Source organism: Shimia sp. MIT910701 (assembly GCF_047126315.1).
Taxonomy (GTDB): domain Bacteria; phylum Pseudomonadota; class Alphaproteobacteria; order Rhodobacterales; family Rhodobacteraceae; genus Shimia.
In genome coordinates, this window is sequence record NZ_CP138953.1 from 1,679,614 (window position 1) to 1,693,306 (window position 13,693).

The 13,693-nt window shown below is 60.0% G+C and carries 13 protein-coding genes; 10 read left to right on the forward strand and 3 right to left on the reverse strand.

Annotation, left to right across the window (positions count from 1 at the left end; genetic code table 11):
* Positions 1-69: 69 nt before the first annotated feature.
* The 4 genes from SIB38_RS07955 to folD all read left to right on the forward strand — a co-directional run bounded on the left by SIB38_RS07955 (position 70) and on the right by folD (position 3,860).
* Complete coding sequence (locus tag SIB38_RS07955) at positions 70-669, forward strand: MOSC domain-containing protein (RefSeq protein WP_294117247.1); 600 nt, start codon at positions 70-72, stop codon at positions 667-669.
* A gap of 184 nt (positions 670-853) precedes the next feature.
* On the forward strand, positions 854-2,530 hold the full coding sequence (locus SIB38_RS07960) for a formate--tetrahydrofolate ligase (RefSeq protein ID WP_294117532.1): 1,677 nt from the start codon (positions 854-856) through the stop codon (positions 2,528-2,530).
* Between the two features lie 59 nt (positions 2,531-2,589).
* Positions 2,590-2,886: a chorismate mutase gene (locus SIB38_RS07965; RefSeq protein ID WP_294117249.1), complete on the forward strand. Its 297-nt coding sequence runs from the start codon at positions 2,590-2,592 to the stop codon at positions 2,884-2,886.
* 71 nt (positions 2,887-2,957) lie between these two features.
* Positions 2,958-3,860: a bifunctional methylenetetrahydrofolate dehydrogenase/methenyltetrahydrofolate cyclohydrolase FolD gene (folD, locus tag SIB38_RS07970; RefSeq protein WP_294117251.1), complete on the forward strand. Its 903-nt coding sequence runs from the start codon at positions 2,958-2,960 to the stop codon at positions 3,858-3,860.
* A 154-nt stretch (positions 3,861-4,014) separates the two neighbouring features.
* Here folD and gndA read toward each other — a convergent pair whose 3' ends face one another.
* From gndA to bhcR, 3 genes are all read right to left on the reverse strand, one after another.
* The gene (gene gndA, locus SIB38_RS07975) at positions 4,015-5,415 is read right to left on the reverse strand and encodes an NADP-dependent phosphogluconate dehydrogenase (protein WP_412551766.1); all 1,401 of its coding nucleotides are present in this window, start codon (positions 5,413-5,415) and stop codon (positions 4,015-4,017) included.
* Positions 5,416-5,497: 82 nt separating this feature from the next.
* Positions 5,498-6,052 carry a gluconokinase gene (locus SIB38_RS07980; protein WP_412551767.1) on the reverse strand — a complete coding sequence of 185 codons (555 nt, stop codon included), beginning with the start codon at positions 6,050-6,052 and terminating at the stop codon, positions 5,498-5,500.
* Positions 6,053-6,100: 48 nt separating this feature from the next.
* Positions 6,101-6,943 (reverse strand): HTH-type transcriptional regulator BhcR, encoded by an 843-nt coding sequence (gene bhcR, locus SIB38_RS07985; protein ID WP_294117256.1) that lies wholly within the window; start codon positions 6,941-6,943, stop codon positions 6,101-6,103.
* Between the two features lie 169 nt (positions 6,944-7,112).
* Here bhcR and bhcA point away from each other — a divergent pair, with 169 nt between their 5' ends.
* The 6 genes from bhcA (at position 7,113) to SIB38_RS08015 (ending at position 13,680) form a co-directional block, all read left to right on the forward strand.
* Positions 7,113-8,303, forward strand: a complete 1,191-nt coding sequence (gene bhcA, locus SIB38_RS07990) for an L-aspartate--glyoxylate aminotransferase BhcA (protein ID WP_294117258.1) — start codon at positions 7,113-7,115, stop codon at positions 8,301-8,303.
* The gene (bhcB, locus tag SIB38_RS07995; RefSeq protein WP_294117259.1) at positions 8,303-9,274 is read left to right on the forward strand and encodes a beta-hydroxyaspartate dehydratase BhcB; all 972 of its coding nucleotides are present in this window, start codon (positions 8,303-8,305) and stop codon (positions 9,272-9,274) included. Before bhcA ends, bhcB begins: the two co-directional genes overlap by 1 nt.
* Before the next feature lie 37 nt (positions 9,275-9,311).
* Positions 9,312-10,475 carry a 3-hydroxy-D-aspartate aldolase BhcC gene (gene bhcC / locus SIB38_RS08000; RefSeq protein WP_294117260.1) on the forward strand — a complete coding sequence of 388 codons (1,164 nt, stop codon included), beginning with the start codon at positions 9,312-9,314 and terminating at the stop codon, positions 10,473-10,475.
* Positions 10,476-10,585: 110 nt separating this feature from the next.
* A complete protein-coding gene (gene bhcD, locus SIB38_RS08005; RefSeq protein WP_294117262.1) occupies positions 10,586-11,551 on the forward strand; it encodes an iminosuccinate reductase BhcD in 966 nt (321 codons plus the stop codon).
* 210 nt (positions 11,552-11,761) lie between these two features.
* Entirely contained in the window at positions 11,762-12,031 is a 270-nt protein-coding gene (locus SIB38_RS08010) for a hypothetical protein (RefSeq protein ID WP_412551768.1), read from the forward strand.
* Positions 12,032-12,099: 68 nt separating this feature from the next.
* Positions 12,100-13,680 (forward strand): xanthine/uracil/vitamin C permease, encoded by a 1,581-nt coding sequence (locus SIB38_RS08015; protein ID WP_294117265.1) that lies wholly within the window; start codon positions 12,100-12,102, stop codon positions 13,678-13,680.
* Positions 13,681-13,693 lie beyond the last annotated feature (13 nt).

Here is a 13,693-nt window from a genome sequence, read left to right on the forward strand (position 1 = left end):
CATCTTTGATTGTCAGCCAGACTCTCGACCTCTAGGTATCTGCCAAGCACTGTGACGAGGGAGCGCAAAATGCCTGCATTAAAACCAACAACCTTTGAAGCCGAAGTGGTCTGGCTGGGCCGGGTGGCCAATTCGGAAGAAAACCTAAGCGCCGCGCCGGTGCCGTCGTTGGATCTGGCTTTGGGAGGCGATGCGGGCGAGTTTCACTCGGGCATCACACGGCCGTCCTGTGTGCGCGTCAAAGCGCTGTATGAGCGGGGCACCGAAATCATGAACGTGCGCCAGCTGTCGGTCTTGTCTCAGGAAGAACTCGACATGATCGCCAAAGACATGGGGCTTGAAGCCGTGGACCCGGCCTGGGTGGGCGCGTCGATTGTGCTCAAAGGCATTCCGGATTTTACTCATGTGCCGCCAAATTCTCGCCTGCAAGGGCCGGACGGGGTGACCATCACCGTGGACATGGAAAACCGCCCCTGTGTGTTGCCCGGCCGGGTGATCGAGGGCGCCCATCCCGGCCATGGGCCCAAGTTCAAAACCGCCGCCACCGGCAAACGCGGTGTGACCGCTTGGGTGGAGCGGGCAGGCACGCTGTCCGTGGGCGATACCATGCGCTTGTTTGTGCCGGACCAGCCGGTCTGGAGCCATCTGGAGCGCGCCCGCAAATCCTGAGTGTGCAGACATTCCACTAAGGGTGGTCCTTGTGCCCGATCCTGACGTAACGTCTCCAAAACGAAACCGGCGCCTCTTATGCCGACGCTAGAAGCGTCGGATATGTCGGAAACGCATCTCATTGCCGTTTTTTCGGCGCTACAAATGAGGTGAGAGAGCGTCAAATTTTATGACAGGGACCACCATGAGCTTCAAAACCGATATTGAAATCGCCCGTGAGGCAAAGAAACAACCTATCCAGGAGATTGGCGCAAAGCTGGGTATTGGCAGTGAGGATTTGCTGCCCTACGGCCACGACAAAGCCAAGATCAGCCAGGAGTTCATCAACTCCGTGCAGGACCGTGAAAACGGCAAGCTGATTCTGGTGACCGCGATCAACCCAACCCCTGCGGGCGAAGGCAAAACCACCACCACCGTCGGCCTGGGCGACGGTCTGAACGCGATTGGCAAAAAAGCCGCTGTGTGTATCCGCGAGGCCTCCTTGGGGCCAAACTTCGGCATGAAGGGCGGCGCCGCGGGCGGTGGCTACGCGCAAATCGTGCCAATGGAAGAGATGAACCTGCACTTCACGGGCGACTTCCACGCAATCACCTCTGCGCACAACCTGCTGTCGGCGATGATCGACAACCACATCTACTGGGGCAACGAGCTGGAAATCGACGAACGCCGTGTGACTTGGCGTCGTGTGCTCGACATGAACGACCGCGCGCTGCGTGACACCGTGACTTCGCTTGGCGGCGTTGCCAACGGCTTCCCACGTCAGACCGGCTTTGACATCACCGTGGCCTCCGAGGTTATGGCGATCCTGTGTCTCGCCAACAATCTGGATGACCTGCAAAAACGTCTGGGTGACATGATTGTGGCCTACCGCCGTGACCGCAGCCCGATCTATGCGCGCGACATCAAAGCCGACGGCGCAATGACCGTTTTGCTGAAAGACGCGATGCAGCCGAACCTGGTGCAGACGTTGGAGAACAACCCGGCCTTTGTACACGGCGGCCCATTCGCCAACATCGCCCACGGCTGTAACTCCGTGATCGCCACCACCACCGCGCTGAAGGTTGCGGATTATGTGGTGACCGAAGCGGGCTTTGGTGCCGATCTGGGCGCCGAGAAGTTCATGAACATCAAATGCCGCAAAGCGGGCCTTGCGCCGGATGCGGTTGTGCTGGTGGCCACCATCCGCGCGATGAAAATGAACGGCGGCGTTGCCAAAGCAGACCTCGGCGCGGAAAACGTCGATGCGGTGAACGAAGGCTGCGCCAACCTGGGCCGTCACATCGGCAACCTGAAGCAGTTCGGCGTGCCAGTTGTTGTGGCGATCAACCACTTTGTCTCCGACACAGACGCCGAAGTACAGGCAGTCAAAGACTATGTCGAAGGCCAAGGCTCTGAAGCCATTCTTTGCCAGCACTGGGAGAAAGGTTCCGAAGGCACCAAAGAACTCGCAACCCGTATTGCAGAAATCGCCGACGCCGGTGTGAGCCAGTTTGCGCCACTCTACAAAGACGAGCTGCCGCTGTTTGAGAAAATCGAGCGCATCGCAACCTCGATCTACCGCGCGGATGAGGTGCTGGCGGATAAGAAAATCCGTGATCAGCTCAAGGCCTGGGAAGACGCGGGCTACGGCCACCTGCCGGTCTGTATGGCGAAGACCCAGTACAGCTTCTCCACCGACCCAAATCTGCGTGGTGCACCAACCGGCCACTCCGTGCCAGTGCGTGAGGTGCGCCTGAGCGCTGGCGCCGGCTTCATCGTTGTGATCTGTGGGTCGATCATGACCATGCCTGGCCTGCCACGCCACCCGGCGGCGGAGAATATCCGCATCAATGACGAGGGACTGGTCGAAGGCCTGTTCTAACGCATTGCGGTTTGGACTGAGGCGGGGTAGGGCATGCGCAACACTTGCGAGAGGATGCCATGCTGAGCCCCGCCGATTGTCCTGACATGCCCACCCTGCGTGCGCAGATCGATACGCTGGACCGTGAATTGGTCCGCCTGCTGGCGCTGCGCACCACTTACATTGACCGCGCCGTTGAAATCAAAAGCGGCGTGGGGCTTCCCGCCAAAATTCCCGCCCGTGTCGAAGACGTTGTGGCCAAGGTCAAAGCGACCGCGACAGAAGAAGGGCTGGACACCGAGATCGCCGAGGCTCTGTGGCGCCAGTTGATTGACTGGTCCATCGCTCGGGAAGCCAAAACCATCAAGTTAGACTGACGCGCAAGGAGCGGCGCGTGTGAAAGCACCCACCGGGGCGCGCCCCCGGGCAGATCATAAAGGGGAGCGTGATGAGCGCACAGATTATTGACGGCAAAGCCTTTGCGGCCACAGTTCGCGAGAAAGTGGCGGGCCATGTGGCACGTCTGAAAGAGGAAAACGACATCACACCCGGTCTGGCCGTGGTGCTGGTTGGCGAAGACCCAGCCTCGCAGGTCTATGTGCGCTCCAAAGGCAAACAGACCGTCGAAGTCGGCATGAACTCCTATGAGCACAAGCTCGATGCTGACACCTCCGAAGCAGACCTGCTGGCCCTGATCGACAAGCTGAACAACGATCCTGCGGTGCACGGCATACTGGTGCAACTGCCACTGCCCGGCCATCTGAACGAAGATCTGGTGATCAACTCGATCGATCCGGCCAAAGACGTGGATGGTTTCCACATTTCCAACGTGGGCCTTCTAGGCACGGGGCAGAAATCCATGGTGCCCTGCACACCGCTTGGCTGTCTGATGATGCTGCGCGACCATCACGGCTCGCTGTCCGGCATGGATGCGGTGGTGATCGGCCGCTCCAACATCGTGGGCAAGCCAATGGCGCAGCTATTGCTGGGTGACAGCTGCACCGTGACCATCGCGCATTCCCGCACCAAAGACCTGCCAGACGTGGTACGCCGTGCCGACATCGTCGTGGCGGCTGTGGGGCGTCCTGAAATGGTGCCAGGAGACTGGATCAAAGAAGGTGCCACTGTGATCGACGTGGGCATCAACCGCATCGACGCGCCAGAAAAAGGCGAAGGCAAAACCCGTCTGGTGGGCGACGTGCACTTTGAAAGTGCCGCGGCTGTGGCCGGTGCGATCACACCGGTGCCGGGTGGCGTAGGTCCAATGACAATCGCCTGCTTGTTGGCCAACACCGTAACGGCGTGCTGCCGTGCCAACGGCCTGGCCGAGCCGGAAGGTTTGACGGCGTAAGGCGATCGCTGAGATGAAACTGGAAAGGGTCGCTTTGGCGGCCCTTTTTATTTTCTCCTTTGCCAAATCCCTGATTTGGCAGCGCCCGAACCGCCCCCACGGGGCGGGCGCTTCGCTTCCAGCCCCTCGGTTCGGGCGCGATGGCTTTCTACTGTCAGTCAGCCCATGGCCCGTGATGGCCGCTGCCCCCATCGACCCGCGCAAAGCTGTGGCGGCCAAAGAAATCGCGCTGCCCTTGAATCAGATCCGCGGTGCCGCGCGATTGTGTCATGCCGTCAAACCATGCCAACGCGGCCGTCATCACCGGCACTGGATGCCCGGCGGCGATGGCGGCGCCCACCACAGCGCGCAACGCTGGAACCGCGTCTTTAAGCGTCGCCGCCATCTCCGGCGCATAGGCCAGAAGGCCAGCCGGTGGCGCGTTGCGGAAGGCGTCCGCAATGCCGCTGAGCAATTCAGACCGAATGATGCAGCCCGCCCGCCAGATCTCTGCACAGCGCGACAGGTCCAAATCCCAGCCAAACTCGTCAGACGCGCTAGACAACAGGTCAAACCCCTGACTGTGGCCGATAATGCGTGTCGCCAAGGCTGCGTGTTCTATTTGCGCTGTTGTCACCGCAACCGTACCTCGCGTTGGCGCAAAAATCTCTTCGCCAACGGCGCGTGCCTCACGACCTGCGGACCAAACGCGCGCGCCCACCGCAGCCTCAACCGTATTGGCAGCCACGCCCAGTTTCTGCGCTTCAATCGCGGTCCAGCGGCCAGTGCCTTTTTGGCCAGCGGTGTCGACAATCACATCCACCAGCGGCTTGTCTGTCTTAGGATCAATCGTCTGAAGAACTTCGGCGGAGATCTCCGCGAGATAACTGCGCATCGGCCCATTGTTCCAGCGCTCAAACTCCGCGCCAATCTCCGCTGGCGATATCGTCAAACCATGGCGCATCAGGCCATAGCTCTCCGCCAAAAGCTGCATGTCGGCATATTCAATGCCGTTGTGCACCGTCTTCACAAAATGCCCGGCACCATCCGGCCCGACATGATCGACACAAGGTTCACCCTCAAACTTGGCCGAGATCGCTTCCAGCATGGGGCGCATTGCCTCCCAAACCGAGGCTGTGCCGCCCACCATCATCGACGGGCCAGTGCGCGCACCAAACTCGCCGCCGGACACGCCCATGCCCATATAGGCCAACCCGCTGGCCTCCAGGTCGGCGGCGCGGCGGCGGGTGTCCTGAAAATCAGAGTTGCCTGCATCAATCAGCACATCTCCGGGCTGCATGTGCGGGCGGGCTTGGGCAATGGCCTCTTCCACAGCCTGACCCGCAGGGATCAGGAAAATGATCGCGCGGGGGGCGGGCATGTCCCGTACCATGTCGGCCAGGCTGTCGTGGCCGGTGAAATTTCCTTCAAAGGCAGGTGCGTTAGCCACAAAACTGTCCATATCGACTTTGCGATAGGAGGCCACATGAAGATTAAAACCGTTTTCGGCGATGTTATGCGCCAGGGCGGTGCCCATTGTACCAAGTCCGTAGAGGCCAAAATTTGCAAGCGTCATCGGTTTGCTCCTTGTCATCAAGGCAATTAAGTGAGTTGGCCGTGCCGCCCGAAACCGCGGTGCGCTGCCCCTATGTCATGCGCTAACAGAGGGATGTCAATCGGTCGTTGGTCGATAACGCCAAAAGCGTTTCTTTGATTTGGCCCACGGATATGTCGGGAGGCAAGCTGGCGTCAACGGTCACGCAGGTCTCATCCGGGGTCGGGGGCTCTAATGTCTCCAGTTGGCTATCAAGCAGGCTTGGCGGCATAAAGTGGTCCTCTCTGCCGGTGATACGTGCGCGGATCGTGTCAGGATCCGCCGCGAGATAGACAGTGATAGCGTCCGGGTTCCTGGCGCGCAAAATATCCCGATAACTGCGTTTGAGCGCAGAACAGGCTACCACCACAGGCGTATCCGGCCGAGCTGTCCGCGCCTGCTGCATTGCGCCCGCCAACGCGTCCAGCCAGGGGTGCCGCATTGTGTCCGTTAATGGCGTACCAGCCGCCATGGCAGCAATGTTGTCCGGGGGATGATATTCATCCGCTTCAATGTAGCGCCCGCCGATCTGTTCCGCCAAAGCCTGCGCCACCGTGGTTTTGCCTACCCCGCTGACACCCATTACGATGAGTGCCCGGCCGCTTATGTCTTGGGTCATGTCGCGCCTCCCTCTCTGCCTCCACATAAATGGTAGCGCAAACATTTTTCAAGGTGCCGTGGCCTCCCCGCCAATCGCAAGGGTCAATTCCCGAGCCGCCGCGGTCACGGCCTTCGCCAGACGGTCAGTTTCCGCCGCACTCACACGACTTGCGGGGCCCGACACGGAAATGCCCGCCACCGCCTCGCCGTTAAAGTCAAACACCGGAGCTGCGATACAACGCATGCCCATGTTGCGCTCCTCGTCGTCTACAGAGTAACCACGCTCCCGAATGGCAAGCAGGTCTTCAAGAAGCGCATCCACATCGGTGATGGTGCGCTCGGTGAATGCTGTGAGCTCTTCGGTGGCCAAAAGCCGATTGCGCCGACCTGCTTCCATTTGTGCCAACAAGGCCTTGCCAATGCCGGAGGCATGCATCTGCGAGAGGGTGCCAGGTGGGAAAAACGCCCGGATGGTGGCGTGTGTTTCCACTTGGCTGAGGAAGAGTACCTGTCCTTCGCGCTCCACGCCAAGGTTGGCGGTTTCCCCGGTCAGCTCCATCAGCTTGCGCATCACAGGCCGCGCGCGGTCCACCAAACTGGTGCGCCGCAAGAAACGGGCACCAATGATGAAGGCGCGGGGGCCAATGTGCCAAAGCTGCTCGCGGTTCTCAAATTCGACCAGCCCACGGGTCTCCAGTGTCACCAGAATGCGGTACACCGTGGCTGGAGATTGCCTCATCTCGTCGGCAATCTGCGACAAGGTCTTGCCCTGTGCCTCGCTCAGATACTCAAACACCCCCATCGCGCGATCGAGTGATTTGATGGTGTTTTGCGCGGTCTTGTCATGCCAGTCACGCGGACGACCACGCGCCTTTGGACCGCCATTTTCGCCATTCCTTTGAGAAACCATAAACAGCCCCTTCGAAATTATTGAAAAGAGCATTCACAATATGAAAAAATCAAGCATCTGACAATATTGAATAATTTCGACATTTTCATTTCTGAAATCATTTTTCAAAAAAATTTCCCGCCGCAAGTTGCCCCGCTATGGTCGTCTCAACGCTTGAAGGAGACCTGCCATGAGCTTCCAAAACCCTGTCTTTATTCCCGGTCCAACCAACATTCCGGAAAGCCTGCGCAAGGCTTGCGACATGCCCACCATCGACCATCGCTCGCCGCTGTTTGGTCAAATCCTGCACCCGGCCCGCGAAGGTGTGCGCAAAGTGCTCAAAAGCGAGAGCGCAGAAGTGTTCATCTTCCCATCCACCGGCACCGGCGGCTGGGAAACCGCACTGACCAACACGCTGTCCGCAGGCGACAAAATCCTCGCTGCGCGCAACGGCATGTTCAGCCACCGCTGGATCGACATGTGCCAGCGTCATGATCTCGACGTGCAGGTTGTGGAAACCCCTTGGGGCGAAGGTCTGCCAGCGGACCGCTACGAGGAGATCCTAACCGCAGACACCAACCATGAAATCAAAGCCGTTCTGGCCACCCACAACGAGACGGCCACCGGTGTGAAATCCGACATCGCCGCCGTGCGTCGCGCTTTGGACGCCGCAGGCCACCCGGCACTGCTGTTTGTCGATGGCGTGTCCTCGATTGCCTCCATGGACTTCCGCATGGATGAGTGGGGCGTGGATGTTGCCGTGACCGGCTCGCAAAAAGGCTTCATGCTGACCGCTGGCCTCGCCATCGTGGGTTTCAGCGCCAAAGCCATGGCCGCAACTGAGACTGCCAAACTGCCGCGCACCTTCTTTGACGTGCACGACATGGCCAAAGGCTACGCTGCCAACGCTTACCCTTACACGCCCGCCGTGGGGTTGTTGAATGGCCTGAACGAAGCTTGCACCATGCTGCTCAACGAAGGTCTGGACAACGTCTTTGCCCGTCACTCCCGCATTGCCGAAGGCGTGCGCGCCGCTGTGGGTGCTTGGGGGCTGGAACTCTGCGCCGCCAACCCGTCGGTTTACTCGGACACCGTGAGTGCGATCAAAACACCGGAAGGGTTTAACGCCACCGACATCGTCACCCATGCGGCGGAGAAATACGGCGTGGCCTTTGGTGTGGGCCTTGGTGAGGTGGCTGGCAAAGTCTTCCGGATCGGTCACCTTGGCAGCCTGACCGACGTGATGGCGCTCTCCGGCATCGCCACTGCAGAGATGTGCATGGTGGACCTTGGCCTGGACATCAAACTGGGCAGTGGCGTGGCCGCCGCACAAGATTTCTACCGTGGCAACACGGCGTCGGTGCAGAAGGACGCGGCCTGATGTTGGACAGCGATATGTATATCCCAACCTATGAGGACATGCTGGAGGCGCACGCGCGCATCCAGCCCCACATCCGCCGCACCCCGGTGCGCGTGTCGGACTACCTCAACGAGCTGACCGGCGCAGAACTGTTCTTCAAATGTGAGAACTTCCAAGAGCCGGGTGCCTTCAAAGTGCGCGGCGCGGCCAATGCGGTCTTTGGACTGGATGAGGAGCAGGCCAAACGCGGCGTCGCCACCCATTCCTCCGGCAACCATGCGTCTTGCCTGAGCTATGCGGCCATGAAACGTGGCATTCCGTGCAACGTGGTCATGCCGCGCACCGCGCCGCAGGCCAAAAAAGACACCGTGCGCCGCTATGGCGGTAGGATCACCGAATGTGAACCTTCCACCACCTCGCGCGAGGCGACCTTTGCCGAAGTGCAAGCGGCCACCGGGGGCGATTTTGTGCATCCTTACAACGATCCTCGCGTGATTGCGGGGCAGGGGACCTGCTCCAAAGAATTCATCGAGCAGACCGACGGTCTGGACATGGTGGTTGCGCCCATTGGTGGCGGTGGCATGATCTCTGGCACCTGCCTGACGCTCGCCACCTTGGCGCCGGAAACGCAGGTGATTGCGGCGGAGCCAGAGCAGGCGGACGACGCCTACCGCAGCTTCAAGGCGGGGCACATCATCGCCGATGACGCGCCCAAAACCATTGCTGACGGGCTGTTGGTGCCGCTCAAAGAGCGCACTTGGCACTTTGTCTCCAACCACGTGAGCGAGATTTACACCGCGTCCGAGCAAGAAATCATTGATGCGATGAAGCTCACCTGGAAGCATCTCCGCATCGTGATGGAACCTTCCTCCGCGGTGCCTTTGGCGACAGTTCTCAAGAACCCCGACGCTTTCAGAGGCAAACGCGTGGGGATGATCATCACCGGTGGCAACGTTGATCTCGATAAGCTGCCCTGGTTGCCAACCACCTGACACACAGACAACTCTATTTTCGACAGAGGATGAGGACATGAAAGACATGACCAATCTCGACACCTATGAAGTGGGCTATGACATTCCGGCCAAGCCGGGCATGGACGCCGCAGACATTCAAACCCCGGCCTTGGTGCTGGACCTTGATGCGCTGGAGCGCAACATCAAGAAGATGGGCGATTACGCCAAGGCCCACGGCATGCGCCATCGCGTGCATGGCAAGATGCACAAATCCGTAGATGTGGCCAAGCTGCAGGAAAAACTTGGTGGTGCCGTAGGCGTCTGCTGTCAGAAGGTCTCGGAGGCCGAAGTCTTTGCCCGTGGCGGCATTAAGGACATTCTGGTTTCCAACCAGGTGCGTGACCCGGCGAAAATCGACCGCCTGGCCCGTCTGCCCAAATTTGGCAGCCGCACGATTGTCTGCGTGGATGACGTTGCCAATGTGGCGGACCTCTCTGCTGCGGCCGTGCTGCATGGCACGGAGCTGGAGATCTTTGTCGAAATCGATTGTGGCGCGGGCCGCTGTGGTGTGACCACCACCGAAGCCGTGGTGGAGATTGCCAAGGTTGTTGAAGCGGCGGACAACCTCAAGTTCACCGGTATTCAGGCCTATCAGGGCGCAATGCAGCACATGGACAGCTACGAGGACCGCAAGGCCAAGCTCGACGTGGCGATTGCCCAAGTGCAGGACGCTGTGGACGGCCTTAAAGCCGAGGGTATTTCCTGCGAATTGGTCTCCGGCGGCGGCACTGGCTCCTATTACTTTGAGAGCAACTCCGGCGTGTACAACGAGCTGCAATGTGGCTCCTACGCCTTCATGGACGCAGACTACGGCCGCATCCTGGACAAAGACGGCAACCGCATCGACCAAGGCGAGTGGGAAAATGCCTTCTTCATCCTGACCAGCGTGATGAGCCATGCCAAAGCGGACAAAGCCATCGTGGACGCAGGTCTGAAAGCGCAGTCTGTCGACAGCGGCCTGCCAGTGATTTTTGGTCGCGACGATGTGGAATACATCAAATGCTCAGACGAGCACGGCGTGGTCATGGACCCAACCGGCGTGCTGAAGGTCAATGACAAGCTCAAGCTGGTGCCGGGCCACTGTGACCCAACCGCCAATGTGCACGACTGGTACGTCGGCGTGCGCGACGGCAAAGTTGAATGCGTCTGGCCTGTGTCGGCCCGCGGCCGTGCCTACTGATCTTCGATAAAAAACCACCTCCGGCGTATGGGGCGCCGGACTTGTGCCCACGTGCTGTCTTACCCTTCCGGCATTGCACGTGGGCACGCAAATTCTAACGTGAGAGCACCATGCTGATAGTACCTGAACGCGAAATTGCCGACCTGATGACCCGCGAGGCGGCGTTTGATGCGGTTGAAAAAGTTTTTGCCGCCATGGCCGCGCGCGATGCGTATAACTTCCCGGTGGTGCGCGAAGCCATTGGCCACGAAGACGCGTTGTATGGGTTCAAAGGCGGCTTTGATCAGGCGGGGCTGACGCTGGGCCTGAAGGCGGGCGGCTACTGGCCCAACAACCTGGAAAAGCGCGGCCTGATCAACCACCAGTCCACCGTGTTCCTGTTTGATCCGGACACTGGCAAGGCCAAAGCCATGGTGGGCGGCAATCTGTTGACCGCGCTGCGCACCGCTGCCGCGTCGTCCGTTTCGATCAAACATTTGGCCCGCGAAGATGCCAAGGTCATCGGCATGATTGGCGCAGGGCATCAGGCCACCTTCCAACTGCGCGCCGCCTTGGAGCAGCGCCAGTTTGAGAAAGTTATCGGCTGGAACTACCACCCGGACATGCTGCCAAACATTGAAAAAGTCGCCACCGAAGCTGGCTTGCCATTTGAGGCCGTGGAACTGGACGGTATGAAACAGGCTGACGTGATCATCTCGATCACCTCCGCCTTTGCCCCCTCCTTGATGGCGGATCATGTCTCCCCCGGCACGCACATCGCCTGCATGGGCACCGACACCAAAGGCAAACAGGAGGTCGAAAGCGCGCTTTTGGCGAAAGCCTCTGTCTTCACCGACGAGGTGGCGCAATCGATCACCATCGGCGAGGCGCAGCACGCGGTGGCCGAAGGGCTGATTGAAGTCAGTGATGTGGCCGAAGTCGGCGCGGTGATCAACGGCACCAACCCGGGCCGCACCTCGGCAGAGCAGATCACCCTGTTTGATGGCACCGGCGTTGGCTTGCAGGATCTTGCGGTGGCCGCGGCCGTCGTCGATCTGGCTGTCGAAAAAGGCATCGCCATCGAGGTCGATTTCTAAGTTCCTCTAACCGCTTGGAAACACACGCCTCCGTTGCTTCTTGGCTGCGGAGGCGCTTTGTTTTTGGCGTTTGCTGCTCCCAAACTTACGCGACGTTTTATTCAAAAATCCATTGAAAGTATCTCCCGATTTGCGCCGTTTTGCGCCGTAGTCACAGCCGGTAAAACCAAGGCCACACGCGCGCGATACCCGCGCGAAAGGGGAGGCCAGATGGCACATTGCTTGGATAGGACGGCTCAGAAAGACAGCGCCCACGCGCGGTCTGATGTCGATCTGTCCCAGTCTCCCTCACGCACCCAATACCGCGACGGCCTGTCTGTCGCGCCCTTGATCTGCCCCTCGTGGGCAGGCGGTAGCCGCACACTGCGGCCTGCTGGGATCGCCGCGCACCGCGTGGCTGAAGTGGCCCCAGCGCTGACCTCTGAAACTGCCGCAACTCCCCAACTTCGGGGCACTGGACCGCATATCGCAGCCCAGTGAGTTCACGCCAAGAGATGTCGCCTAGAGGAGAGGGCGGCATCCCTTCGGTTAGCAAATGGAGGTCCCACATGAGGGATGGTAGCTATACCTACAAGCTGTTTGATCGCAGCGATTTTAGTGCCTTTTGGGCGCTGTTCACCGACAATTTGATCAACCTGATGGTGCTGGCTGGCGTCTGTCAGTTTGTGTTCCAGATGCCTGCCGAGATTGTCTATGGCCGCATCGTGCCGGGCGCGGCCGTGGCCATTCTGGCCGGGATCGCCGTCTATGTGGGCTTGGCCAAACGCGCCGCCGCCCAACATGGCCGTGACGTGACCGCGCTGCCCTACGGCATCTCGACCCCGGTGATGTTTGTCTATCTGTTTGGCGTGATTGGCCCGATTTACTGGTCCACCAATGACCCAATGCTGGCCTGGCAGGTCGGTATCGGCGCTGGCTTCATGGGCGGCATCGTCGCTGCGCTGGGCGCGGTGATTGGCCCATGGCTAAAACGTGTGACCCCGCGCGCCGGTATGCTGGGCACGCTTTGCGGCATCGCGCTGGTGTTCATCGGCACCGTGCCCCTAGCGACCGTGTTTGAAAACCCATTCATCGGCTTTGCCTCGATGATCATCATCCTCTGGGGCCTCGTGGGCCGCTTCCGCCTGCCATATAACATCCCCGCCGGTCTGCTCGCGCTGATTGTCGGCACCGTGGTGGCCTTTGGCATTGGCGAAGCCAAGCTCAGCCTGGATGGCGTCGGCTTCTACCCACCTCTGCCCTATATCGGTGACCTGCTCGCAGGCATCCAGTATCTGTTTGCCAACCCGGAACTGTTCCTCGTGCTGGTGCCGGTGCAGATCTACAACTTCATCGAGACCATGAACAACGTGGAAAGCGCCGAAGCGGCGGGCGACCATTACCCTGTGGCCACCTGTCAGATCACCGATGGCGTGGGCACCATGGTGGGCGCGGTCTTTGGCTCGCCTTTCCCAACCACCGCCTACATCGGCCATCCGGCTTATAAGCGCATGGGTGCACATGCCGGCTACATCATTGGGGTCGGCGCGGTGATCCCGCTGGCGGCCTTCTTTGGTCTGTTGGCCTTCCTCAACAACCTGATCCCGACCGCAGCCGCGGCCCCGGTGCTGGTGTTTGTTGCGCTCAGCCTGATCACCAACACCGCGCATTCGGTGAAAACCGACCACATGGCCGCTGTGACCATCGCGATGATGCCACATGTCTCGGCTTTCCTGATGGTGAAATGGGGCTCACTGATGGGCGCATTGGGGGCCGTGGGTGTGGCAGGTCTGCCAAATCTTGGTGACGAGGCCTTGACCGCCGCGCTGTTGCAGCAAGGCGCGCATTTCGAAGGCCACCTGGCCCTCTCGCAAGGCGCCATCTTGACCGGTCTGATCTGGGGGGCCATTGTCGCCAGCGTCATTGATGGCCGCTTCCGCAATGCTGGTGGCTTTGCTCTGGCCGCCGCCGTGATGTCCGCTCTGGGCATCATCCATGGCGCCAGCCTGCACATGCCGGAACTCTCCGGTGTGACCTCCGGCTACCTGATCGCGGCCGCCTTCCTCTACATCTACCCGCTGTTTCACAAAGAGGATGACCTCGTGAACGAAAACGCGGTGGTGGACGAGGCTCCGGCACCCGCCGAATAACGTCCACTTCCCC

Bases quoted from the DNA above. Each gene is read 5' to 3' on its own strand.
- SIB38_RS07955 (WP_294117247.1), top strand. From the start codon at position 70: ATGCCTGCATTAAAACCAACAACCTTTGAAGCCGAAGTGGTCTGGCTG.
- SIB38_RS07960 (WP_294117532.1), top strand. From the start codon at position 854: ATGAGCTTCAAAACCGATATTGAAATCGCCCGTGAGGCAAAGAAACAA.
- SIB38_RS07965 (WP_294117249.1), top strand. From the start codon at position 2,590: ATGCTGAGCCCCGCCGATTGTCCTGACATGCCCACCCTGCGTGCGCAG.
- folD (WP_294117251.1), top strand. From the start codon at position 2,958: ATGAGCGCACAGATTATTGACGGCAAAGCCTTTGCGGCCACAGTTCGC.
- gndA (WP_412551766.1), bottom strand. From the start codon at position 5,415: ATGACGCTTGCAAATTTTGGCCTCTACGGACTTGGTACAATGGGCACC.
- SIB38_RS07980 (WP_412551767.1), bottom strand. From the start codon at position 6,052: ATGACCCAAGACATAAGCGGCCGGGCACTCATCGTAATGGGTGTCAGC.
- bhcR (WP_294117256.1), bottom strand. From the start codon at position 6,943: ATGGTTTCTCAAAGGAATGGCGAAAATGGCGGTCCAAAGGCGCGTGGT.
- bhcA (WP_294117258.1), top strand. From the start codon at position 7,113: ATGAGCTTCCAAAACCCTGTCTTTATTCCCGGTCCAACCAACATTCCG.
- bhcB (WP_294117259.1), top strand. From the start codon at position 8,303: ATGTTGGACAGCGATATGTATATCCCAACCTATGAGGACATGCTGGAG.
- bhcC (WP_294117260.1), top strand. From the start codon at position 9,312: ATGAAAGACATGACCAATCTCGACACCTATGAAGTGGGCTATGACATT.
- bhcD (WP_294117262.1), top strand. From the start codon at position 10,586: ATGCTGATAGTACCTGAACGCGAAATTGCCGACCTGATGACCCGCGAG.
- SIB38_RS08010 (WP_412551768.1), top strand. From the start codon at position 11,762: ATGGCACATTGCTTGGATAGGACGGCTCAGAAAGACAGCGCCCACGCG.
- SIB38_RS08015 (WP_294117265.1), top strand. From the start codon at position 12,100: ATGAGGGATGGTAGCTATACCTACAAGCTGTTTGATCGCAGCGATTTT.